Origin of the sequence: Candidatus Uabimicrobium helgolandensis, assembly GCF_041508025.1 — a bacterium.
Classification (GTDB): Bacteria; Planctomycetota; Uabimicrobiia; order Uabimicrobiales; family Uabimicrobiaceae; genus Uabimicrobium; species Uabimicrobium helgolandensis.
The window spans coordinates 611,809-634,873 of the sequence record NZ_CP165719.1 but is presented as its reverse complement, the minus strand read 5'-3'; the positions used below and the strand labels follow the sequence as shown (position 1 = coordinate 634,873).

Below are 23,065 nucleotides of genomic sequence, written 5' to 3'. Positions count from 1 at the left end.
ACGCTAGGATATGTCCTAAGTAGACTGATTTTCTGCAAACCAAAATGCATATAAATATTTGCGCTGTTACTCAGCAAATTTAAATAGCCATAGATACATTATACGTAATCTATGGCTATTTGTTTATAAACCTTAATAAAAGAATAATGATGTTAAGTTAAGGTTTATCACTGCGTATACTTTATTAAATTTGTAATTTATAGCTTTTGACTCTTTGCTTCTAGTTGAGCAAGGAGCAATTAGTTATGAATAAAGCTATTTAGTAGCGCAAAATATAGTAAATAAAAACATCTACGAAATAATTGGCAAAGGTAAAAAAATGTCCGATGTAAAAAAAGTACGTAATATTGGTATCATAGCCCACATTGATGCTGGAAAAACAACAACAACGGAAAGAATTCTTTTCTATACAGGCAAAGAACACAAAATGGGCGAAGTCCATGATGGTACTGCAACAACAGACTGGATGCCCGAAGAGCGTGAAAAAGGTATTACAATTACCAGCGCTGCAACAACATGCAGTTGGAAAGATCATCAAATAAACATTATTGATACGCCAGGACATGTTGATTTTACAGCTGAAGTAGAAAGAAGTTTACGTGTATTAGATGGTGCTATAGGAGTTTTTTGCGCTGTCGGAGGTGTAGAAGCTCAGTCTGAAACAGTATGGAGCCAAGCTGATAGATACAAAGTTCCGCGTATTGCATATGTAAATAAAGTCGACCGCGTAGGGGCAAACTTCTACAATGTAGTACAAGCTATACAAAGTAAGTTGGGTGCAAATGCTGTCCCTATTGCAATTCCTTGGGGAGTAGAAAGCGATTTTCAGGGAGTAATTGATCTTGTAAATATGAAATGCTTTACTTTTTCTGAAGAAACCGACGGACGCAGTGTTGTAGAACAAGAGATTGCTGAGGATTATCTTGAAGAGGCAAAAGAACAAAGAGAAGTTCTTATCAATGCTCTCGCAGATATAGATGATTCTATTATCGAAAAATACATGGAAGAAACATTAGTCATCGAAGATATCACAAGTTGTTTGCGCAAAGCAACTCTTGCTCAAAAAATAGTCCCTGTTTTAGTAGGAAGCTCATTAAAAAACAAAGGGGTTCAACTAGTTCTTGACGCTACGATTAATTATCTTCCTTCGCCACTTGATGTTCCTCCAATTGATGGTATTCACCCGAAAACAGAGAAAAAAGCAACAAGACATCCAAGCAAAGACAAAGATTTATGTGCATTTGCTTTTAAAACCGCTTTCGATAAACACGGTGATTTAACTTATTTACGTATTTATACAGGTGAGTTAGAAGAAGGCCAACAGGTATACAATGCTAATACCAATAAAACCGAAAGAATTAATAGATTATGGTATATGCATGCAAATACTCGAGAGAAGTGCCAAAAAGCCTTACCAGGAGAGATTGTTGCCGTTATCGGATTGAAACATACAACGACAGGTAATACTCTTTGCAAAAAGAATGCTCTTATCGAGTTAGAAAAAATGGATTTTCCCGAAACAGTTATCTCTAAATCTGTAGAGCCAAAAGCTACGGCAGATAAAGATCGTTTAGCCGAAGTACTAATGATCATTAGCAAAGATGACCCTACATTTTCTTATAAAAGTGATGAAGAAAGTGGACAAGTTATTATGTCGGGTATGGGTGAACTTCATTTGGAAATTATTTGTAGTCGTATACTCAATGAACATAAAATTAGTGCGAATGTAGGAAAACCTCGCGTATCTTACCGCGAAACTGTTGCAGGTGTAGCGCATGCAAGTTTTACATTCGAAAAGCAATTTGCAGGAAAAAATCATTTTGCGCATGTGAAAGTAAAAGTGGAACCTGTTGAGAAAGACAGTGTAGAAATCAAGAGCCAAGTACGCAAAAATAGCATACCTGAAGAATTTTACATTGCTATAGAAGAAGGTATTCAGAGCGCTGCAACAAGCGGAGATGTTGGAGGATATCCAATTATCAATCTTCGCGTAACAATAGAAAGTGTAAAGCATAATGTAGATTCGTCTGACAGTGCATTTAATGCCGCTGCTTTTTCTGCGACAAAAAACGCTATTCAAAAAGCAAGCTCCCTTCTTCTTGAACCAATAATGAGTTTACAAATAAAAACTCCGGTTAGTTATATGGGTGATATTATTGCTCATTTAGGCTCTAAGCGTGCAGAAGTAGGGGATATGCAAGTAGATGGTGATTTTCGCACAATTATTGCCCAAGTGCCTATTTCAGAAATGTTTGGCTATGCTGATACATTAAGGGGTCTTAGCCAAGGTAGAGCAACTTACAGTATGCAACCACTAAAATATGCACCTGTGCCAAAGGAAGTACAAGAAAAAATGTTTTACTTTTAATCTTATTTTTCTTGACAAAAGTTTTTATATGTGATTTCATATACCCCCTGTGAATTCACTGAGTCAAAGAATTATCAAAATCAAAAATACTTCCTAATTTTTATTCTCATAAATTTTAAGTAAATATTTTTATTTAAACTGAAATTTCTAGAGATAAAACCTCTGACTCATCTTCTATGGGCTTCCATAACACAAATTAGCTGTTGCTAGCTATATTTATTGGAGGTTTCAGACTCCTTCCGGGAACTTAGGTTCCTTCATATAGGTTATAGATCTATATGTGTTTATATTTTACATGCAAAGTTTTATTGGCGATAATTTATTTGGAAACAAAAAAAGTTTTTGCCAAAGAAATATGGTACGTAAGAAAGGCAGTATTAACTGGATGAACAATAACCAAACAATGAAGATTCGCATGGAAGCGTATGATCACGAAATATTAGACAAATATGCCTTGGAAATAGTTGAAGCTGTAACAAGAACGGGCGCAAGGGTTTCTGGTCCAGTACCTCTTCCAACAAGAATAGAACGCTATACTGTTCTTCGTTCACCTCATATCGATAAAAAATCGAGAGAACAATTTGAAATAAGAACTCATAAGCGTTTAATATATATAGCTGATGCTACGCAAGATGCAGTAGAAAAACTTACTGAGTTAATTATGCCTGCTGGAGTTGAAATCAGAATAAAGGCGTGATCGAGCAGTAAAACAAATGTGTAAGTACGCACACCAGCTAAAACTGGAAATGTTTAAATAGCATTGAAATGTACTAAAAGGGCGTAGGTTTCGTTCCTTGAGGAACACCTCAAAAAAATATGGTGTTATATTTAAAATAGATATTCAATTTTAATATTTTCACATATTTTAAGAGCCTGTTACAAAATTGTATTAAAGCGAAAATTTGTAGGTGCTTTTGAACCTAGGAAAAAGTGGCAAATCCTCATAGTTAGTAATAACTAAATCGAAGGTGTTTGAAACTTTTGACAGATCACAAGATACACATAGGTTTGTAGCTAATGTTGATTTTATAACATGCTCTAAACCGTAATTCGCTAGCAACTATTTTTTTTTACATTTAGTTTTGATTTTAGGACACTAGCAAATGAGATTGCCGGTTTATGACAAAGATGGAAATCGAACAGACGAAATATTAGAGTTTGACGAAAAGATTTTCGGTGAAGAAGTAAAGAAAGCTCTATTAAAAGAAGCTGTTTTGATGTACGAAGCGCGTAAAAGACAAGGTACTCACTCTACTAAAACACGTTCTGATTGCGCAGGGAGCGGTAGAAAACTGTGGCGTCAAAAAGGAACAGGTAGAGCACGCGTTGGCCCAGCAAGAGCTCCACATTGGAAAGGCGGGGGAACTGTATTCGGCCCTCATCCAAGAGATTATAGTTATTCTATTCCTAAGAAAGCCAAACGTAAAGCTACAGAAAGTGCATGGCTAGCAAAATTCCAAGATCGCGAAGTTATTGTTATCGAAGATTTTGCACTTGAAGCCCCAAAGACATCTGCAGTTCACGAGGTTTTAAGCACTTTAGGAGTAGTAAAAAGCAAAACACTTATCGGAACTTCGAAAGAACGCGATGATATTTTATTAAAATCAGCGCGCAATATTCCAAGAACTTCGGTAGAAGTTGTTTCGCGTTTAAACGCATATTCATTGTTGTATAACAATAAAATATTGCTTACAAAAAAAGCATTTAACGAATTAATTAGCGATCGTAATGGTGAAGTCAAATCACTAAAGCGAGAATCTCTATATAATAAAAAATAAAGTAGAGAAATATTATGGAAAAAAATCCTTACGATATTATTCGTCGCCCTTTAATTACAGAAAAGGGCGAAGCTGATACTGCAGAAAGAAATGCGTATCATTTTGAAGTAGCTTCAGGAACTAATAAAATTGATATCCGTGGAGCTATCGAAAAAATTTATGCCCATAAAGGCGTAAAAGTAAAAAAAGTTCGTGTAATGAATAAGAAAACAAAAGGCCGTCGCTTTCGTTTTCGCAAGGGCAAAACAAAATCTTGGAAAAAAGCAATTGTTTTTTTAGACCCTGAATATAAATTGGAACTATTTTAATCATAAATAGAAGAGGTATATATTATGGTCCGCAAGCTGAAGCCTAGAACACCAGGGACTCGTTTTGTGGTATTGCCAGACTTTTCAGAAATAACAACTGATAAACCAGAGAAAAGTCTAATTCGCCCACTAAAGAAAACAGGGGGAAGAAATAACCATGGAGTTACGACGAGTCGATTTCGCGGTGGTGGGCATAAAAGACAATACCGGGTTATAGATTTTAAACGCAGTAAACTTAATATTCCTGGTAAAATAAAAACTATTGAGTATGATCCAAATCGCAGCGTACGTATAGCCCTTGTAGTTTATGCTGATGGTGAAAAACGATATATTCTGGCTCCTAACGGAATACAAGTTGGTGAACAGATTGTTGCAGGAGACAAAGTAGAACCTAAAACAGGTAACTCTATGCCTCTAGCAAATATCCCTGTAGGTTTGACTGTTCACAATATTGAAATGTATCCTGGGAAAGGTGGCCAGCTCGCAAGATCTGCAGGAGCTAGTGCACAATTATCCGCTAAAGAAGGTGAGCACGCAATTATTGTTTTACCTTCTGGAGAAACCAGACGAATTTCATTAAAGTGCCGCGCTACTATCGGACAGCTAGGAAACATGGACCATCAAAACATTTCTATTGGTAAAGCTGGTAGAAATCGTTGGAGAGGTCGTCGTCCTCACGTCCGCGGTGTAGCACAAAACCCTGTAAGTCACCCAATGGGTGGTGGGGAAGGTCGAGCTGGTGGTGGACGTCATCCTTGTTCTCCTACAGCAGTACTTTCTAAGGGTGGAAAAACTAGACAAAAAAGAAAGCCTAGTAATAAACACATAATCCGTAGGAGGAAGAAGTGAGTAGATCGAGTAAGAAAGGTCCTTTTTTCTGCGAAAAACTTCTTAAGAAAGTTCTTAAGCAAAAAGAAGCGTCTCGCATAGAACCAATAAAAACATGGTCACGATCAACAACCATATTACCTGAATTTGTTGAACATGTTTTTCTAGTTCACAACGGCAAACATTTTCAAAAAGTAGCCGTTCGCGAAGAAATGGTTGGCCACAAGCTAGGAGAGTTCGCCTTAACTCGTACTTTTAGAGGACACATAAAGAAAGAGAAAGGCAAGAGATGAAAAATTATACGGCCACACATAAATATGCTCGTATTGCACCGCGTAAAAGTAGATATGTTATGGATATGATACGTGGGAAATCTGTCAATGAAGCATTGCGTATACTTCAAGCATCTAGTCGACGTGCGGCACCAATGATAAGAAAAGTTTTGAATTCAGCTGTTGCTAATGCAAACCAATCTTTAGGAAATGTTAGCAATCTTGTTATTGAAAGTGCCCGTATCGATGGTGGTCCAACATTAAAACGCTTTCGTCCGGGACCAATGGGACGCGCAATGAGAATTCGCAAGCGAACATCTCATATCACCATATCATTAGCAGAAGCACAACAAGAAGATTAATATAACGTTTGTTATGGCAAACGAAATCAAATAATTGATTATGTTTCGAGATTGAAAGGCCGATAATATGGGTCAAAAAGTAAATCCAACAGGATTTCGCATTGGAATTACTGAAAACTGGCGTAGCCGTTGGTATGCAAACAAAAAGCAAGATTTTTCGAAATACTTACTCGAAGATCAAAAATTGCGTAAGCATATCAAAAAGAACTATGGTTTTAGTAATATTCCAAAAATAGAAATAGAACGTACACAAAAAAGAGTAAATATTATCTTACACACAGCTAGACCAGGACTAATCATCGGACGCAAAGGCGCTAACGTTGATAAGTTAAGAGAAGAGCTTGGTACTTTTATTTCTAGTAAGAAAAAAGATAGTGCTAATCAACAAAAAGATCGCGAAGTAAATATTGAAATTCGCGAGATTAAGGTAGCAGAGGTAAATGCTCAACTTGTAGCTGAAAACGTTGCAGATCAATTAGTTAAAAGAGCTAATTTTCGTCGCACTATGAAAAAAGCTATGGATATTGCAATGGACAAAGGCGTACTAGGCATAAAATTACAAGTTTCTGGTAGATTAGGTGGAGCAGAAATGGCACGTACAGAACGTACTGGTCAAGGTAAAGTTCCATTACAATCGCTAAATGAAAATGTAAGTTACGGATTTGCTGAAGCATATACCACCTATGGTACCATTGGTGTTAAAGTTTGGATATATCTAGGACGTTATGGCAAGGAGGTAGTATTCCATGGCTCTCATGCCGAAAAGACAAAAATACCGCAAAAGTCAGCGCGGAAAAATAAAAGGAAAAGCTAACAAAGGTAACGCTGTCGCTTTTGGTGAATATGGTTTACAATCTACTCAAGCTGGTTGGATTAACTCTCGCCAAATTGAAGCTGGTCGTATTACTTCAGCTCACTTTCTTAAAGGTGATGGAAAAGTTCATATACGTATATTTCCTCATAAAACAGTGACAGCAACTCCACAAGAAACTCGTATGGGTAAAGGTAAAGGGGAACCAGAGTATTACGTGGCATGCGTAAAACCTGGAAGCATTCTTTACGAAATAGGTGGTGTACCAAAATCAATTGCTAAGCAAGTGATGAACCGTATAGCACATAAAATGCCAGTACGATGCAAATTTGTAGAGAGGAGAGAGCAGTAGTGAAAAACGTAAAATCTAGTGATCTACGCAAACTTTCCGAAGAGGAATTAAAAAAAGAACTCGATGAAGCTCGTGAAGGTTTGTTAAAGCTACGCTTTCAAAAAGTGGTAGACGAAATGAACGACACAAGCGTAATTCGCAAAACTAGAAGAAAAATTGCTCGAATCAAAACGATACTCCACGAAAGAGTACCAAGTTAACAATTTTGAAAAAGAGGCAAAGATGAGCGAAATAAGAGGAAATCGCAAGAAAAAGATAGGTATTGTTATTAGTGACAAAATGGACAAAACTGTCTCTGTCGAAATAAAGCGATTAGTAAAACACCCTAAGTACGGTAAGTACATTAAAAAGTTTAGTAAATTCAAAGCTCATGACGAAAACAACGAAGCACGAATAGGTGACCGCGTAGAAATTATGGAAACGCGTCCTCTATCCAAAACCAAGTCATGGCGCTTAGTGAAAATACTAGAGCGTGGGGGTGCTGCATGATTCAGATGCAATCTATTTTAGATGTAGCAGACAACACTGGCGCAAAGCAAGCAATGTGCATTAAAGTGCTTGGTGGTACAAAAAGAAAATACGCTGGAGTTGGCGATATTATTGTTGCATCTGTAAAAAAATCACTTCCTGGTGTCGACTTAAAAGCTGGAACTGTTGTTAGAGGTGTTATTGTTCGTACACGCAAATCGATCAAAAGAGCAGACGGATCTTACGTCCGCTTTGATCGTAACGCAATGGTCATCATTGATGGCGACAATAACCCAAAAGGCACAAGAATTTTTGGCGCAGTCGCACGCGAGTTAAGACAAAAAAACTTTATGAAAATCATATCGTTAGCAACAGAGGTAGTATAACATGAAAATTAAACAAGGTGATTACGTTCAAGTAATAGCCGGGAAAGATGTTGGAAAAAGAGGAAAAGTTCTAAGAACATTCTCGCATAAAGATAAAGTAGTTGTTGAAGGCCTCAATTACGTTCATAAACATTTGAAGAAAAGCCAACAAAATCCACAAGGTGGACGTATAGAAAAAGAAGCTGCAATACACGTCTCAAATGTTATGTTATACAGCGTACATTACCAAAAAACAACTCGTTCAAGAAGTACATACGAAATGAAAGAGTCAGAATAGTAACGAGGAGCACATTGTGGCTAGGCTAAAAGAAAAATATTATTCGGAAATTATGTCCGCTGTGATGGAATCCGAAGGTATCAAAAATAAAATGGCTTGTCCAAAACTCGAAAAAATTGTAATAAATATGGGTGTTGGAAAAGCTATTGAGAACAAAAAGCGTTTAGAGTCTGCGGTACAAGACCTCGGCCTAATAACAGGACAAAAACCTGTTGTTACTAAAGCTAGAAAATCGATTGCAGGTTTCAAACTAAGAGAAGATGTTGGAATTGGCTGTAAAGCCACTCTTAGAGGAAACATGATGTACGAGTTTCTAGATAGGTTGATTACGGTCATTATTCCGCGTATTCGAGACTTTAGAGGTTTTTCAAAAACAGCTTTTGATCAAGGTGGAAGCTATACTTTAGGTCTTCAAGAACAAAGTTTTTTCCCAGAGATAGATTTAGATAAACTTGATTTCTATCAAGGGATGAATATCACATTTGTTATCAAGAACTCTAATAAAAAAATATCTCTTGAGCTCTTGAAACTTTTTGGATTTCCGTTCAAACGCGAAGAAAAGAAAAACTAATAAAAAAGGATTAGCTATGGCAAAAACCTCTCAAATTATTCAATGCCAAAGATTAAAAGAAAAACCCAAATACAAAACACGTTCATACAATAGGTGTTCTTTATGCGGTAGATCACGAGCATATTACCGCAAATTTGGTATCTGTAGAATTTGCCTACGCAAACTTGCCCACAAAGGTGAAATACCTGGTATGAAAAAGGCAAGCTGGTAAAATTATTCAAAACATACAAATATATAAAATATAGGATGTAACTGTATGAGGACTGATCCAATTGCTGATATGCTTACAATGATACGTAACGCAAATGCCATATATCACAAAAAAGTAGTAGTACCACACTCAAGAATAAAAGAAGGTGTTGTGCTCAAACTAAAAGAAACTGGATTCATTAAAGAATACGAAGTAATTGAAGAACAACCACAGGACAAAATGGAAATTATCTTGAAGTATGGCCCTGATGGAGAACATGTTATACGTAAGATTGCTCGTGTAAGCAAGCCAAGTAGAAAAATATATCGCGGAGTTACGGATATGAAAAAAGTACTTGGTGGGCAAGGAATAAACATTGTATCTACATCTAAAGGTATACTAACTGATAAACAATGCCGTGAGCAAAAAGTTGGTGGTGAAGTTCTTTGTGTTGTATGGTAAACTCAATATAATAACAGGAATAATGTAATGTCTCGTATTGGAAAAAAAGTGATTTCTATCCCACAAGGTGTCAAGGTTATTATGAAACCTGGCTGTGTTGAAGTGAGTAGTTCGAAAGGTAAAGTGGTCGAAAACATTCACCCAAACATGACTGTGGATATGGATCAAGAAAAGAACGAACTAACAGTAAATCGACCAGACGACAGTAAAGAAAATAAAGCATTACATGGTCTATTTCGATCTTTGTTAGCAAATGCTGTTCACGGGGTATCACAAGGTTTTGAAAAAAAATTGGATATCGTTGGTACCGGTTACAATGCCAAACTGAAAGGCAACATACTAGAGCTACAAATAGGTTTTTGTTTACCTAAACAAGTCGCCATTCCTGAAGGCATTCAAGTAGAAGTACCATCTCCCACGAAAATAGCAATCAAAGGCTGCAATAAACAACAAGTCGGACAATTTGCAGCGAACGTTCGTAAGATTCGTCCGCCTGAGCCTTACAAAGGTAAAGGGATTCGTTACGAAGATGAAGTAATAATACGTAAAGCGGGTAAGAGTTTTGGTAGTGGTTAAGTGAACTAACATGAAATCGGAACACAAAAAAACAGTTGGTAGATGGCGTCGCCATATGCGTATTCGCAAGAAGCTTATCGGCACTCCAGAAAAACCAAGGCTATGTGTCTATCGAAGTTCGAAGCACATTTATTGCCAATTAATAGATGATACTTATGTTGATAAAAGTGGATACCGATCAGGGAAAGTAATTGCTGGTTGCTCTACACTGACTCCTTCAATAAAAAAAGAAGTAAACTCTGGTGGTAATAAAGACGCGGCGACTGTCGTAGGAAAAGAAATAGCCAAAATAGCAAAAGATAAAAGCATTGAAACCGTAACATTTGACAGAGCTGGTTATAAATATCATGGAAGAGTAAAAGCTCTTGCTGATGCAGCTCGAGAAGGTGGATTGAAGTTTTAAATCATATACAAAAGTTTTTTGCATTCATTGCAAAAAACTTTTGTTGATTATTAGTTTAAGAAAGGCATGTACATGGCATCTCCGAAAAGACATGACCAGAGAAGACATGATGATTATCAACAAGAAGAGTGGACAGAATACGTTGTAAAAATCAACCGCTGCTCGACTGTTGTAAAAGGGGGTAGAAGATTTAGTTTTAGTGCTCTCGTTGTAGTTGGGAATAAAAACGGAAAAGTTGGAATTGGTTTTGGTAAAGCAAATGAAGTACCACCTTCAGTTCAAAAAGCTTCTAAAGACGCACAAAAACTTATGAAAAAAGTCTCCCTTAAAGGAGATACTATTCCTCACGAAATTATTGGTCGATATGGTGCAACAAAAGTATTTATGAAGCCTGCTATGCCTGGTACAGGTGTAATTGCTGGTTCTTCTGTTCGCGCGGTGGTTGAAGCTGCTGGTGTAAAAAACATATTGACAAAAGTTTACGGCTCAACAAATCCAATTAACGTAACAAAAGCAGCCCTTGATGGTCTTGCAAAAATGCGTAGAAAAGAAGAAGTTGAAATGCTAAGAGGCGTAAAAATAGATTAATAAGGAGGAAGACACTAGTTGTCTTTAATATTGTTATGGATCTTAACGATATAAAACAAGTTCCTATTTCGCGCAAAAAAGCTAAGCGTATAGGACGTGGTATAGGTAGTGGACAGGGAAAAACATCTGGAAAAGGTCACAAAGGGCAAAATGCTCGATCTGGTACTAGCCGATCACGTGCCTTTGAAGGTGGAACAATGCCTCTCTATCGTCGCCTCCCTAAAAGAGGCTTCAATAACGAAAGATTTAGTGATAAATACGTTATTGTAAATGTAGAAGAACTCAATGCTCTATCAGATGGACAAACCGTTACTCTAGCAGATCTAGATAAAGCAGGGATCGTAAAGGCTAGCAAGGATGTGAAATACGTAAAAATCCTTGGCAACGGAGAATTAAAAGTTCAAAAGTTAAAAGTAAAAGTTCATAAAATTAGTAAGTCTGCTAAAGAAAAAATTGAAAATAATCAAGGAACAGTAAAACTAGTTCCACTAACTTCAGCAAACACAAACAAAAAAAAATAACGTAATCGCCACGGAGAGTGCATATGATTTTCGAATCTTTCCGCAATTTATTTAAAATACCAGAGCTGAGAACAAAAATACTCTACACAGCATTCTTTTTAGTCATCTTTCGTCTAGGGTCGCACATACCTATTCCAGGTATACAACTAGACGTTCTTCAACAAATGAGAGGTGACGGCCAACTCCCTGGAGGAGGACTGGGTGGTTTATTGACATTTTTCTCAGCATTAACTGGTGGTTCACTAGCAAATTGCGCCATATTTTCACTAGGAATTATGCCCTACATTAGTGCATCTATTATTTTTAGCTTGCTAGCTAAAGTTGTTCCTTCTCTTGAAGCTCTTTCTAAAGAAGGACCTGCAGGCCAAAAAAAAATCAACGAATACACAAGATACGCAACTGTTCCTTTATGTATCGTGCAAGCGGTCATGATTATGAAAGTATTCAAGTCTCCGATGCCAATAAGTGGCCAACAAGTATATCTTGTTGCACCGGATGCTGGCTTTCTATTTGATCTTAGTTCAGTAATTGCCTTAACAGCAGGAGGAATATTCCTGATGTGGCTTGGTGAACAAATTACAGAGTATGGTGTAGGAAATGGTATTAGTTTACTCATCATGGCTGGAATTGTCGCAAGTATTCCTTATCAAGTATCAACAATGCTTCAAGGATCAGGTGACGGTAGTGAAGCCAAAATTCTAGCTGTTCTTTTAGGTTTGTTTGTAGTCATTGTATTTGCGATTGTCTATATATCCTTTGGGCAAAGAAAAATTGCAGTGCAACAAGCAAAACACGTAAAAGGACACAAAGTCTACGGTGGACAAAGACACTTTTTACCTCTGAAAGTAAACCAAGCAGGTGTAATGCCGGTAATTTTTGCAAGTAGCCTTCTTATCTTCCCGCAAGTGCTCTTTAGCTTTTTTAGTGGCGGTGAAGGAAGTAGTCTAGATAGTTGGTTTTCTAGTGGGACTTTCTCTTATATAGCATCTTATATAGTGCTTATCTATTTCTTTAGTTACTTCTGGACAAGCTTGATGTTTCAGCCGACAGAGATGGCGAACAATTTAAAAGAAAATGGTAGTTTTATACCAGGAATTCGCCCAGGTAAAAAAACATCTGAGTATTTAGAAAAAGTGATGACTCACGTAACATTTGTTGGTGCTGCCTTCTTGGCACTTGTAGCACTTACTCCTGTGTTTGTCACTATGGCACTTGGACTACAAAGCTCCGCTCAAATTGGCTTTGCTTATAATATGGGTGGAACGAGCATTCTAATTATCGTAGGTGTAGTTCTTGACTTAGTTCAAAAACTAGAATCTCATCTACTAATGCGTCATTATGAAGGTTTCACTAAAGGAAAACGAGGCTCTGGAAATAGACGCTTCTAAAAAATAACTATAAAATATCTTGTCATGTAGGGGCTATACTTTAATAGTAGAAGCCCCTACATAAATTAATGGGCATTTTATTAGATTGGTTAAATATGAAAATATTATTTTTAGGCCCTCCAGGTGCGGGAAAAGGTACACAAGCTACTTTAGTACACGAAGAAAAACAATTTCCTCTGCTAACAATGGGTGACATGCTACGTCAAGCGGTCAAACGTGGCGACGAAGTAGGTAAACAAGCTGAAAGTTTTATGTCAAAAGGTGCATTAGTACCTGATGAAGTTGTGACCAAAGTAATTTTACAGTGCTTATCACCAGAAAATGGACTCGAAAAAAGTTTTATTCTCGATGGTTATCCTAGAAATCTTAGCCAAGCACATGCTTTAGATGAGCACTTAACAAAGCAAAATATGCCACTTGATATTGTGTTGTTTTTCTCTGTTCCCGATGAAATTGTAAAACAACGTATTATGGGTAGAGAAGATGGACGTCCAGAAGATCAAGATCCAAATGTAACTGCAAAACGTTTAGAAGAATATAAACAAAAAACATTGCCACTTGTCGATTTTTATAAACAAAAAAATATTTTAAAAGAAATCGATGCTAACCGTTCTAAAGAAGAGGTATTTGCAACAACAATAAGTTTGTTACAATAAAAAATAATGATTACGATAAAAAGCAAGCGCGAAATTGAAATAATGAAAAAATCTGGTAGATTAGTAGCCGAAACTCATGCGCTTATAAAATCATTAATCGAACCAGGTATTGCTATGGAAATTCTTGATCAAGAAGCCGAGAATTTTATTCGTAAAAACGATGGTGTTCCTCTATTTAAAGGATATCGCGGATTTCCTAGTACAATATGCGCTTCTTTAAACGAAGAAATCGTCCACGGCATACCTGACAAGAGAAAACTTAAAGAAGGAGATATTTTATCTGTTGATATTGGGGTAAAATATCGAGGATATGTCGGAGATTCTGCTTGGACTTATCCAGTAGGGCAAATATCCAAAGAAGCGCAACAATTGCTAAAAATATGTGAAGAGTCATTGTATTGTGGGATTGAAGCAGCAATTCCAGGAAATAAGGTATCTGTAATATCAGCAGCGGTGCAAAAACACGCAGAAAAGTACGGTTATGGTATTGTTCGTGAATATACTGGTCACGGCATTGGCACAGAATTACATGAAGATCCACAAATACCGAATTATGTTGATGACAGTTGGCGATCACATGATGATACGCGTTTAAAAAAAGGTTTCTGTATAGCTATTGAACCAATGTTAAATATAGGTACACATAAAACCAAGGTAAAACGCCGAAAAGGGTGGGAAGTTGTTTTGACTAAAGACAACAGTCTTTCTGCTCATTTTGAACATAGTGTAGCTATTTTAGAAGACGGTCCCTTTATTTTAACAAAAATAGATGATTAAATTTTCGGATTTATAAAAAAAAATATCGAAATTTATTTTTATGGTCGTTATAATACAGAGCTGTCATTTAAAAAAAGCTAAAACAATTACCAATGATAATTTTATTAAGAGTATAATATATACCAAACAGAACTTGATATTTGGTTTATTATCTGTTGATTGAATAGTTTTAAATTTACTCTAATTTAATAAATAGCTTTAAATAAAGTTATCTTACTAAGTATCTTTTATTGGTAATTGTTTTTTGGCTTTTTAGATAAGAGAGTGTGTAAAACTTACAACATTCTTTAAAGTCTCTAATTATAGGAATTTTTCTCATGAAAGTTCGTACATCCGTAAGAAGAATATGCGAAAAATGTAAACTTGTTAGACGAAAAGGGGTTATTAGAGTAATTTGTGAAAACCCCCGTCACAAACAACGACAAGGAAGATAGTTTATAGAAAGGTAATCAATGGCCCGTATTCTGGGTGTAGACATACCTAATGATAAGCACGTAGTAATTTCTTTAACATACATTTATGGTATTGGAAAAGATAGTGCTGGAAAAATATTAAATAAATTAGGTATCGATCACAGGAAAAAAACAAAAGACCTAACAGAAGAACAACTTTCTACTCTTGCAAACGAAATTGAAAGTAATTATGTAGTAGAGGGACAACTTAGTAGGCAAATTCGCGGTAACATTCAGCGTTTAAAAGAAATCGCTTGTTATCGTGGTTTCAGGCATCGTCGGGGACTACCTGTTAGAGGTCAGCAAACTCAATCTAATGCCCGTACAAGAAAAGGTCCAAGAAAAACTATAGCAGGTAAAAAGCGTGTCGGAAAATAAACTGCTTGAAACCAGTATCCACACTCGAGATATAAATTTACAATGGAGAAAAAGCTAAATGGCTCGAGCAAAAAAGAAAAAGATAAGACGCAATGTAGCTAAAGCAATTGCACATATCAAAGCAACATTCAATAATACAATTATTACAATCACTGATTTAAACGGTGATTCTCTGTGCTGGGATACCGCTGGAACTATTGGTTACAAAGGTTCACGAAAAAGTACTCCTTTTGCAGCTCAAAAAGCAGCAGAGAGATGCGCAGAAAAAGCTATGAAATTTGGTGTAAGAGAAGTAGATGTGAAGGTTAAGGGTCCAGGGGCCGGAAGAGAATCAGCGGTTCGAGCGTTGCAAGCCTCAGGTTTAGATATCAAAGAAATCGAAGATGTAACTCCTTTACCTCACAATGGTTGTAGACCAAGAAAGAAAAGAAGGGTTTAGATTATGGGACGTTATACAGGACCAGTATGCCGATTATGCCGTAGAGAAGGAACACAGTTATATTTAAAAGGTCAGCGTTGCTATTCAAAATGCAACATTGAATCCCCTCCTGGTATGCACAACTGGCGCAAAGGTAAACTATCGGAATTCGGTAAACGTTTACGCGAAAAACAAAAAGTAAAGCGCTACTACGGGATTTACGAAAGACAGTTCAAAAACTATTTTAACCAAGCATCTAAACAAAAAGGTAACACAGGTGAAAACCTACTTATTCTACTAGAACGTCGTTTAGACAACGTCATTTGTAGAGGCCAGTTTACACACTCAAGAGCAAATGCACGACAACTTATTAATCATGGACATTTGCTTGTAAATGGTAAAAAAGTAGACATTCCATCTTACCTCGTTAAAGTTGGCGATGTTATTGAAGTAAAAAAGAAAGAGTCTTCTAAAAATATAATTATAAAAAATATTGAAAATCCAGTACCTGCGGGAGTTCCTTCCTGGCTTGAACTAGATAAAGAAGCGCCTTCAATGAAAGTTGTTCAACAGCCAAATCGCGAAGAAATACAAATTGAAATTCATGATCAAATGATCGTCGAGTTCTGCTCACGTTAATCATTTATCTACAACAATTTTCTGGTAGTAAATTTTTTGTTACATTTGAATTATTTTGTAATAGGTTATGAGCTATTAGAAGTTGTTTACATATAGGGTGTTCTGAAAAAGAATACCCTTTACCTACATTGTGATATAAAATTATTCACAAATATTTCTTTTCAAGAAAGGACTTCATATGAGAATTAGGTGGCGAGATCTTGAATTACCCACCAGAGTAGTCTGTGTGAAAGAAACTCTTACACCTGTATATGGAGAATTTATCGTAGAACCTTTTGAAAGAGGATTTGGCCGCAGCGTAGGAAATTCATTAAGACGTATCTTATTGTCTGCTATTGAGGGATGTGCAGTTGCATCTGTTAAAATCAAAGACATTGACCATGAGTTTTCCACAATTCCTGGTGTGTTAGAAGATGTTGCAGATATTATTTTAAACGTCAAAAGAATTCGTTTATCTGTTGAAGATGATGCAATCGTTTACATAAAGAAAAGCGAAGTGGGGCCTGTAACAGCAGGTGACATTCAATCTGACGATGAAAGCCTAGAAGTTCATAATAAAGACTTAGTAATAGCTCATATTACAGAAAAATTGGACTCCGATCTCGAAATTGAACTCCAGGTAAAACGAGGAAGAGGTTATGTTGAAGCATCAGAAAATATGAAAGAACCTCAAGAAATAGGTGTCATACCTGTTGATTCTATCTATTCTCCTGTTCAACATGTAGAGTATCAAATTGAAAACACTCGCGTTGGAAAAATGACCAATTACGACCGACTGATTTTAAAAATTACTACTGATGGAACTCTTGCTCCTGAGATGGTTCTCGTTGAAGCAGCAAAAATACTACGCAAACACTTAAATCCTTTTGTTCAATACTTTGAATTAGGTCAAGAACTTCAGGAAGGCCCTCAAGAAGAATTAATTTCCGAAGCCGATGAAAATCTACAAAAAATAAAAGAAAAGTTATTGCAGCCTATCGAAGTATTAGAATTGAGTGTTCGAGCGTCAAATTGTCTTGCAGCCGAAGGTATACGTACTATCAAAGATTTAGTGAAAAGACAAGAAACGGACATGATGAAAATTCGCAATTTTGGAAAAACTTCGCTAAAAGAAATAAAAGAAAAACTAATAGAGTCCAGCCTTTCGCTAGGTATGCAAGTTGAGGAAATTTTAGCTAGTTAGGGTTTTTTCTATCTAGCTATTCACAAGTATTAATCTTTTAACCGAGGAAAAGAAACATGAGGCACCGCAAAAAAGGACGTACACTGGGACGCTCTAGTTCTCATCGTAAAGCTCTTGCTAGAAACTTGCTGAGAAGCTTATTAGAACATGGGACAATTGTCACTACACTTGCGAAAGCAAAAGAATATGCTCCTCACGCGGATAAGCTAATTACTATAGCTAAACGCGCGGAAGTAAAAGCAAAAGAGTTGGCTGAAAAGCTAGAGGACAGTGAACAAGAAAATACAGAACAACAAGTGAATGCACTAAGAGCTTTTTATTTCAAAAAAGCATTTTCTATTCTCAGAGACCGCAAACTAGTTCAAAGACTTTTTTATGATATAGCTCCTCAGTATGCGGGAAGAGCAGGTGGCTACACTCAAGTTCTACATTTAGATAAAACACGCCTTGGTGACAATGCTCGTCAAGCTGTTTTGAAACTTGTAGAAGAGCTACCAGAAGAAAGTGAAAGAGAAAAAACGGCGGAAGAACTAAACCAAGAAAAAGAACGCCGTAAGCAAGAAGAGAAAAAGAAAAAAGAAAAAGAGAAAAAACAAAAAGCTAGAGCAAAAGAAAAAGATAAAGCAAAAAAAGCAAAGCAAAAAAATAAATAAATAATATTTATTCACATTGTTGTAGCATTATTTAATCAAGTAGGTTAATAATGCTACAACAATCCCACCAAACACCCACGAGTAATTTTTATTTGTTGTAGAGGAGTAGCAAATTTTATTTGCTGTATTTTTATGAAAACAAATGTATCTTCCAAAATCCATAAAGCGATATCAATGATCCACAATGCGTTTATGCAACCAAAAGATGCAGGAAACGCACGTAAACAATCATGGATCAGTACATGGTCAGAAATAAAAACCTTAAACCCAATGGAGTTAAATGAGCTAGGTGAAGGTTTAGATACCACTATAGATACGTTAAACAAACTCAACAATAAAATAAAAATGCTGAGTATAAAAAAACAAAAAGAAATAGAGACTAAAAGTCAAAATAAAAAACCAGTTGGTGAAACAAACAAATGGGAGGATAACGAATTTTTAGATAGTTCTGCTGACTTACCCATTTTTAAAAAATCAGCGCAGACAAAGTGGGTTTCGGTAAAACCTATTGATAAACCAAAAACAATAATGCAAACTTGTCAAGCTATTTGGGTAACTGTAACAAACAGAGCTATTTATATCGTAGATAACAAAGGTGATAAAAAACCAGGCATGAAAAGGGATCTGATGATAGAAAAGCATCGGTTAGCTGTTCTTCCAGCTATTTTAGATGATAAAACCGTTACTGATGTAATCACAGGAAAACCTATTATGAATTTGTATTTTGTTAACAAAGAAGTAAAAGAAAACTTATTGTGGTTACTTGCTGAAAGATCAAAAGTAAACACTAATTTTCGAAAACTATATATCAAATTTTTACGCAAAGAAGTCATTAAAAAATCGAAAATGTATGAATGGGCAAAGAAATTCTCGACGCAAGCAGAAAGAATACTAAAAGAACTTTCTTATTACTAATTAACTAACAGGCTCTATATCAAAAACAGTGATAATAGCATCTAAATGTCCATGTAAAATATCCATAACAGTAAATAACTGTTTTTGAAGTACTGTAACTTTTGTCAAATCACTTTCTTCTAAAGCCTTCTTGAATTTATTTTCAAAATGATATAACAATCCTTTATAATTCGCATCCATAATTTTTTCGTATGTATGTCGATCTAGCTTTAAATCTGCGTTCATAATATCTTCTTGTATCGCTTCTCGCGAATTTTTAATTTTATCAGCAAGAAATGTTACCATATTTTCAACGAGATTAGACTCTTCTTCCAATGAATTTTTCTCACTATTTACATAGTCCATGTGAGCACTTAATTCATTAAACTCAACTTCTAACTTCCGCAATTCATCCTGCTGATTTTTTATTGTTTCATTTAGCTGTTTGTTATCTTGAATTAAGTCTTTTGGAAGCTCCAAAGCAATTTCAAGTTGATCGCGTAGCATTTTTGTCAAACCTTCAGGGTCATTTTCTTGCAATTCAATTTGGCGTATTAGTTTGTTATTACGATCAGCAAGTTCAGAATTTTTTTCCTCAGTAACTAATAACTGATTTTCTAAATCTCGAATTTTTTCTTCTAAAGCAAAAATTTGGCGACTTGCGTCCTCATCAAAAGAATAATCTGTCGTAACCATGAATACTTCAGACTGCTCAAAATCCTCACTGATAACGATTCCTTCATTTTCTTCTTCATAAATGCGCAGTTCATTCGCCTTGATGGTTAAAACAGTAATATCGTCTTGCTTTTCTCCGCTTGTGTAACGAGTAGCTTCTTCAAAAAGAAGTTCATTTAGTTGCTGTGTATCTTTTTCTATATTACTTTTCACAAGAGCAGAAACACCTTCCACACCAAGTTCTTCTCCTGTTTCATCAGAAGCTTCTGTAATACCATCAGAGTAAATAAGCACCACATCTTTTTCCATTAGCTGGAATTCTTTTTCTTCCATTCTACCGCGAAACATTTCGCCTCTTACAGTTCCAAGAACCATTCCTCGGGATTGAAGTTCAAATGGATTTTCATTACGCGCAGGATTATATACTAGAGGATATGCCTGCCCTGCTCTTACAAAACGTAAAGTATTATTTTTAGTATTTAGAATCCCTAAAAAAACAGCAACAAAAGCCTCTCCTTTTAGATTTGTGCATATTTCTTCATTTGCCTGACACAGAGTATCAACTAAAGAGCGATGTAGTTTTATATAAATACTCAAGATTTGTTTAGCCATAGACATCACAAGCGCTGCTTCGATACCATGCCCTGAGACATCGCCGACGACAATGCCAACTTCATGATCGTTTAATTCTATAAAATCATAAAAATCGCCGCCAATCGTTTCCATAGGAGAGTACAAAACGTTAAGATCATATCCTTCAATTTTTGGCACTTCAGACTGCATTTGTGATTGACGTTTTTTGGCTTCGTCTAAGTTAATTTCTTTCTGTTTGTAAGCCTCTTTAACTTGTTCTAATTCTTGCATTAGCTCTTTCTGTTGACCACCCAGTTTTTTTTCAACAACAGAGCAATTATGAACAGCAGTTCCTAAAATTTGTCCTATTTGGGTCGCTGCCTCTAAATCGATTTTTGAAAAAGGAGTAAAATCAGCCTTTTCAGAAAAATTAATCGCGCCAATTATTTTATCTTGGTTTTTCATGCGAACCATCACTGGAACCAGCATACATGAACCAGAAGTATATCTTTGTCTACGGCTTAATTTGATAGGAAGATTATTTTTGAGTATATACTCTGCAACATTAGTAATTAACAAAGATTTTTTCTTGATAAACACTTGTGGTATAAGAGAGTGCTTACTTGAAATAGCCACTTTTTCTTCTAGATGCTCTTGCAACCTTTTTGAACTATGGCGTTTAGACTCAAAATGCTGTTCTGTTGAATCAAGTAAATAAATAGATACGCGGTGAGAATGAACAATTTGCGGAATTTGTTCTATTGCAACATCTAATATTTCATCTAAATCAAATAAATGAAGACTATGGGCTAACTCTGCCATTTTACGATCTTTAATTAATTCCATACTGCCGTATATTCCTTACAAATTAAACGCGATACTTAAATATCGAACAACTTAAAATTCAATGTCTATCCGTAGGTACATTCTAAATAATTATAGCAATTTTTATTGTTTTGTGTAAATGAATTATTCACCAAGTTAAAAAATACGACTAGAGCCTACTTCTTTAAAATATAGATCACAATTGAATAAAATTCGTAATAATGTTGTCTCAATATTTTACGTAACAACATATGGACAACAGCTACCAAATAATCATCGAAAACTAAACATTCATGTCAAAGATAAAAATACTTCCGAGAAAATACAACCAGATAAAATACGATTAAAAGAGAAAAAAATAGCTCAGCTATACAATTGCAAGATAATATGGCAGTAGGACAATATTATATTGTAATAGATGGGAGAAAAATTACTCCTGTTATTCCTACTAGATCTAATATTAACTTAAGTTGCGACCTAAAAATAACAAGAAAAAGTGAAAGCGAGAACAAAAAGGACAACTTTTAACTCAAATCCATAAGAGGTAACAGCATGAATTTTCTTTGGAAAAAAAGAAGTGATCTGACTAAAAGTAGTTTTAATCCTTTTACGGGTAACCTTTTGAATAAACTCAGTAGCTCCGGAAAAAGCCCTTTTAGAATTTTTCTTTCTCTGAGGTAAGATAGAGGCATTAAGAGCTTCAGAAACAATATCTTCGAAAGAGTAATCATTGTAAGATTTATCAGCAAAAACAAAAGAGTTTTCAGGGATATCTAATTGAAATTGTTTGAGAACACGACAATCATTGCAGCCGCCAGGAGCAAGCAAAAACTCAACTGGTAAACCAGTTTTGGTGACGAGCATATGAACCCGCAAACCGAAAAAATAACGACGTTTGCTTGCAATATAACTCCGATGATCTTGTGTATTGTATATTTTGCAACGACTAATGCGAATATTGTCACAGACCGGAATAGGGAAACTATCTATGATATAATCTCGCAGATTGTTTCGCTTACTAATTTCAGCAAACAAATGAAAAAGAGAAAGCCATACACTTTCACCAATAGCACGTATGCGGCGATTGAAACGACTTTTACTTAGCATTTTTTTGATGTAGCCATGTTCAGCTAAAAAGTTTCGTCCTTTTTCAAAGTTGCCAGAAAAGTAGAGCATAGAAACTAATGCTGTTGTTATAATTTCTGAATTAGTCATTTTAACTTGAGGATCTTCTACAATCTTGAGTGCTTGTGTTATCTCATCACATATACAGAAAACAATTATAATTTCTTTTTCAATGACTTTCTCCTTCTTGTTTTTCCTACTTTAAGAGAAGAGTCGTTATAACAGTATAAAAAAACGATGTGTGCAATTCGATTTTTGAGGTTCGTGGTCGTGGATCGATATTCCATGTGCGAAAATTAGACTATTAACTTTGAAAGCATACAAATTATTCTATAGAGTAGTTTTTTGATTTTCTCTTTTTCTTTTGAGTCTATTATTTGGGCTATCTTAGCAACATCGAATACTGCACTACATTCATTTGCTGATGCTCTTGCCATAGAGAAAAACCTTACTTTCTCTTTTTTGCTAAATTTGGCATTGCCTTCTGCTATATTAACTGTAACCTGATGGCATTTTCTCCATCACATTAAATGTTTCTTTTGTATATTCTAGTGATACTTGATATACATCTAATCTTTCATGATTAAAATTCATTGCATTACCCTTACTTCGTGCCATGTGCCACGACTGCATCTCACGAGATTCGAACTGCGCACATCGAATTTGTAAGAGTAATTATACCAGACTGTACGATAACTTTTATAGGTCGCAACTTGGGTTAATATTAAACAGCCTCGTGAGTACGACAAGCATCTCTATAGAGCCAGGCATTTGATAGAAAACTTTTTCCAGAAATTTAAATAATACCTTACACGATATGATAAAACTGCTCAGAACTTTTCAGGGGCTATTTACCTAGCTTCTTGTGTTATCTTACTTCATTGAATGAGGACAGGTCCTACTTCAGG

The 23,065-nt window shown here is 35.8% G+C and carries 34 protein-coding genes and 1 pseudogene; 32 read left to right on the top strand and 3 right to left on the bottom strand.

Translation table 11 applies throughout. The features are described 5' to 3' along the window. Positions 1 to 319 precede the first annotated feature (319 nt). The 30 genes from fusA to UABHE_RS02170 all read left to right on the top strand — a co-directional run bounded on the left by fusA (position 320) and on the right by UABHE_RS02170 (position 18,980). Positions 320 to 2,368: an elongation factor G gene (gene fusA / locus UABHE_RS02315; RefSeq protein WP_372368579.1), complete on the top strand. Its 2,049-nt coding sequence runs from the start codon at positions 320 to 322 to the stop codon at positions 2,366 to 2,368. Positions 2,369 to 2,753: 385 nt separating this feature from the next. Beyond that, complete coding sequence (rpsJ, locus tag UABHE_RS02310) at positions 2,754 to 3,065, top strand: 30S ribosomal protein S10 (RefSeq protein WP_372371553.1); 312 nt, start codon at positions 2,754 to 2,756, stop codon at positions 3,063 to 3,065. A gap of 406 nt (positions 3,066 to 3,471) precedes the next feature. Further along, entirely contained in the window at positions 3,472 to 4,146 is a 675-nt protein-coding gene (rplD, locus tag UABHE_RS02305) for a 50S ribosomal protein L4 (RefSeq protein ID WP_372368578.1), read from the top strand. Positions 4,147 to 4,160: 14 nt separating this feature from the next. Continuing rightward, positions 4,161 to 4,454 (top strand): 50S ribosomal protein L23, encoded by a 294-nt coding sequence (gene rplW, locus UABHE_RS02300; protein ID WP_372368577.1) that lies wholly within the window; start codon positions 4,161 to 4,163, stop codon positions 4,452 to 4,454. A gap of 21 nt (positions 4,455 to 4,475) precedes the next feature. Continuing rightward, positions 4,476 to 5,303, top strand: coding sequence for a 50S ribosomal protein L2 (gene rplB / locus UABHE_RS02295; RefSeq protein WP_372371552.1), 828 nt, complete (start codon positions 4,476 to 4,478; stop codon positions 5,301 to 5,303). Further along, positions 5,300 to 5,575 (top strand): 30S ribosomal protein S19, encoded by a 276-nt coding sequence (gene rpsS / locus UABHE_RS02290; protein WP_372368576.1) that lies wholly within the window; start codon positions 5,300 to 5,302, stop codon positions 5,573 to 5,575. Before rplB ends, rpsS begins: the two co-directional genes overlap by 4 nt. Next, complete coding sequence (gene rplV / locus UABHE_RS02285) at positions 5,572 to 5,916, top strand: 50S ribosomal protein L22 (RefSeq protein WP_372368574.1); 345 nt, start codon at positions 5,572 to 5,574, stop codon at positions 5,914 to 5,916. The genes rpsS and rplV overlap by 4 nt, the downstream gene beginning before the upstream one ends. A 67-nt stretch (positions 5,917 to 5,983) precedes the next feature. After that, entirely contained in the window at positions 5,984 to 6,730 is a 747-nt protein-coding gene (rpsC, locus tag UABHE_RS02280) for a 30S ribosomal protein S3 (RefSeq protein WP_372368573.1), read from the top strand. Continuing rightward, the gene (gene rplP / locus UABHE_RS02275) at positions 6,663 to 7,079 is read left to right on the top strand and encodes a 50S ribosomal protein L16 (protein WP_372368572.1); all 417 of its coding nucleotides are present in this window, start codon (positions 6,663 to 6,665) and stop codon (positions 7,077 to 7,079) included. The genes rpsC and rplP overlap by 68 nt, the downstream gene beginning before the upstream one ends. Continuing rightward, positions 7,079 to 7,279 (top strand): 50S ribosomal protein L29, encoded by a 201-nt coding sequence (gene rpmC, locus UABHE_RS02270; protein ID WP_372368571.1) that lies wholly within the window; start codon positions 7,079 to 7,081, stop codon positions 7,277 to 7,279. The genes rplP and rpmC overlap by 1 nt, the downstream gene beginning before the upstream one ends. A gap of 22 nt (positions 7,280 to 7,301) precedes the next feature. Next, positions 7,302 to 7,568: a 30S ribosomal protein S17 gene (rpsQ, locus tag UABHE_RS02265; protein WP_372368570.1), complete on the top strand. Its 267-nt coding sequence runs from the start codon at positions 7,302 to 7,304 to the stop codon at positions 7,566 to 7,568. Continuing rightward, entirely contained in the window at positions 7,565 to 7,933 is a 369-nt protein-coding gene (gene rplN, locus UABHE_RS02260) for a 50S ribosomal protein L14 (RefSeq protein WP_372368568.1), read from the top strand. The genes rpsQ and rplN overlap by 4 nt, the downstream gene beginning before the upstream one ends. Position 7,934: 1 nt before the next feature. After that, positions 7,935 to 8,210, top strand: a complete 276-nt coding sequence (gene rplX, locus UABHE_RS02255) for a 50S ribosomal protein L24 (protein ID WP_372368567.1) — start codon at positions 7,935 to 7,937, stop codon at positions 8,208 to 8,210. Positions 8,211 to 8,226: 16 nt separating this feature from the next. Then, complete coding sequence (rplE, locus tag UABHE_RS02250) at positions 8,227 to 8,781, top strand: 50S ribosomal protein L5 (protein WP_372368566.1); 555 nt, start codon at positions 8,227 to 8,229, stop codon at positions 8,779 to 8,781. Between the two features lie 16 nt (positions 8,782 to 8,797). Next, complete coding sequence (locus UABHE_RS02245) at positions 8,798 to 8,992, top strand: type Z 30S ribosomal protein S14 (RefSeq protein WP_372368564.1); 195 nt, start codon at positions 8,798 to 8,800, stop codon at positions 8,990 to 8,992. Between the two features lie 45 nt (positions 8,993 to 9,037). Then, positions 9,038 to 9,433 (top strand): 30S ribosomal protein S8, encoded by a 396-nt coding sequence (gene rpsH / locus UABHE_RS02240; protein WP_372368563.1) that lies wholly within the window; start codon positions 9,038 to 9,040, stop codon positions 9,431 to 9,433. 27 nt (positions 9,434 to 9,460) lie between these two features. Further along, positions 9,461 to 10,009 carry a 50S ribosomal protein L6 gene (gene rplF / locus UABHE_RS02235; protein WP_372368562.1) on the top strand — a complete coding sequence of 183 codons (549 nt, stop codon included), beginning with the start codon at positions 9,461 to 9,463 and terminating at the stop codon, positions 10,007 to 10,009. A 10-nt stretch (positions 10,010 to 10,019) separates the two neighbouring features. Then, entirely contained in the window at positions 10,020 to 10,412 is a 393-nt protein-coding gene (gene rplR, locus UABHE_RS02230) for a 50S ribosomal protein L18 (protein WP_372368561.1), read from the top strand. 72 nt (positions 10,413 to 10,484) lie between these two features. Further along, positions 10,485 to 11,000 (top strand): 30S ribosomal protein S5, encoded by a 516-nt coding sequence (gene rpsE, locus UABHE_RS02225; protein WP_372368560.1) that lies wholly within the window; start codon positions 10,485 to 10,487, stop codon positions 10,998 to 11,000. A gap of 35 nt (positions 11,001 to 11,035) precedes the next feature. Further along, positions 11,036 to 11,521: a 50S ribosomal protein L15 gene (gene rplO / locus UABHE_RS02220; RefSeq protein ID WP_372368559.1), complete on the top strand. Its 486-nt coding sequence runs from the start codon at positions 11,036 to 11,038 to the stop codon at positions 11,519 to 11,521. A gap of 23 nt (positions 11,522 to 11,544) precedes the next feature. Then, positions 11,545 to 12,909 carry a preprotein translocase subunit SecY gene (secY, locus tag UABHE_RS02215; protein WP_372368558.1) on the top strand — a complete coding sequence of 455 codons (1,365 nt, stop codon included), beginning with the start codon at positions 11,545 to 11,547 and terminating at the stop codon, positions 12,907 to 12,909. Between the two features lie 95 nt (positions 12,910 to 13,004). Further along, positions 13,005 to 13,565, top strand: a complete 561-nt coding sequence (locus tag UABHE_RS02210; protein ID WP_372368557.1) for an adenylate kinase — start codon at positions 13,005 to 13,007, stop codon at positions 13,563 to 13,565. 6 nt (positions 13,566 to 13,571) lie between these two features. After that, a complete protein-coding gene (gene map, locus UABHE_RS02205; protein WP_372368556.1) occupies positions 13,572 to 14,342 on the top strand; it encodes a type I methionyl aminopeptidase in 771 nt (256 codons plus the stop codon). 317 nt (positions 14,343 to 14,659) lie between these two features. Then, positions 14,660 to 14,776, top strand: coding sequence for a 50S ribosomal protein L36 (gene rpmJ, locus UABHE_RS02200; protein WP_372368555.1), 117 nt, complete (start codon positions 14,660 to 14,662; stop codon positions 14,774 to 14,776). Positions 14,777 to 14,794: 18 nt separating this feature from the next. Next, positions 14,795 to 15,172, top strand: coding sequence for a 30S ribosomal protein S13 (rpsM, locus tag UABHE_RS02195; RefSeq protein WP_372368554.1), 378 nt, complete (start codon positions 14,795 to 14,797; stop codon positions 15,170 to 15,172). 58 nt (positions 15,173 to 15,230) lie between these two features. Continuing rightward, positions 15,231 to 15,611 carry a 30S ribosomal protein S11 gene (rpsK, locus tag UABHE_RS02190; protein ID WP_151969697.1) on the top strand — a complete coding sequence of 127 codons (381 nt, stop codon included), beginning with the start codon at positions 15,231 to 15,233 and terminating at the stop codon, positions 15,609 to 15,611. A 3-nt stretch (positions 15,612 to 15,614) separates the two neighbouring features. Next, entirely contained in the window at positions 15,615 to 16,229 is a 615-nt protein-coding gene (rpsD, locus tag UABHE_RS02185; protein WP_372368553.1) for a 30S ribosomal protein S4, read from the top strand. Between the two features lie 178 nt (positions 16,230 to 16,407). Beyond that, positions 16,408 to 17,412 carry a DNA-directed RNA polymerase subunit alpha gene (locus UABHE_RS02180; protein ID WP_372368552.1) on the top strand — a complete coding sequence of 335 codons (1,005 nt, stop codon included), beginning with the start codon at positions 16,408 to 16,410 and terminating at the stop codon, positions 17,410 to 17,412. Between the two features lie 56 nt (positions 17,413 to 17,468). Next, positions 17,469 to 18,065: a 50S ribosomal protein L17 gene (gene rplQ, locus UABHE_RS02175; RefSeq protein WP_372368551.1), complete on the top strand. Its 597-nt coding sequence runs from the start codon at positions 17,469 to 17,471 to the stop codon at positions 18,063 to 18,065. A gap of 132 nt (positions 18,066 to 18,197) precedes the next feature. Continuing rightward, positions 18,198 to 18,980, top strand: coding sequence for a hypothetical protein (locus UABHE_RS02170; RefSeq protein ID WP_372368550.1), 783 nt, complete (start codon positions 18,198 to 18,200; stop codon positions 18,978 to 18,980). Here UABHE_RS02170 and UABHE_RS02165 read toward each other — a convergent pair whose 3' ends face one another. Then, positions 18,981 to 21,053, bottom strand: a complete 2,073-nt coding sequence (locus UABHE_RS02165) for a SpoIIE family protein phosphatase (protein WP_372368548.1) — start codon at positions 21,051 to 21,053, stop codon at positions 18,981 to 18,983. It lies immediately after the preceding gene. A 181-nt stretch (positions 21,054 to 21,234) separates the two neighbouring features. On the opposite strand from UABHE_RS02165, the gene UABHE_RS02160 reads away from it, so the two are divergent. After that, complete coding sequence (locus tag UABHE_RS02160; RefSeq protein ID WP_372368547.1) at positions 21,235 to 21,429, top strand: hypothetical protein; 195 nt, start codon at positions 21,235 to 21,237, stop codon at positions 21,427 to 21,429. An 80-nt stretch (positions 21,430 to 21,509) separates the two neighbouring features. Here the strand turns inward: UABHE_RS02160 and UABHE_RS02155 are convergent, their stop codons facing one another. Both UABHE_RS02155 and UABHE_RS02150 read right to left on the bottom strand, forming a co-directional pair. Continuing rightward, positions 21,510 to 22,247 (bottom strand): IS982 family transposase, encoded by a 738-nt coding sequence (locus tag UABHE_RS02155; protein ID WP_372368545.1) that lies wholly within the window; start codon positions 22,245 to 22,247, stop codon positions 21,510 to 21,512. 206 nt (positions 22,248 to 22,453) lie between these two features. Further along, on the bottom strand, positions 22,454 to 22,648 hold the full coding sequence (locus tag UABHE_RS02150) for a four helix bundle protein (protein WP_372371550.1): 195 nt from the start codon (positions 22,646 to 22,648) through the stop codon (positions 22,454 to 22,456). Between the two features lie 235 nt (positions 22,649 to 22,883). Between UABHE_RS02150 and UABHE_RS02145 the strand changes: the two are divergent. Continuing rightward, a pseudogene (locus tag UABHE_RS02145) lies at positions 22,884 to 23,042 on the top strand (IS5/IS1182 family transposase); the annotation flags it as partial. Between the last annotated feature and the right edge of the window lie 23 nt (positions 23,043 to 23,065).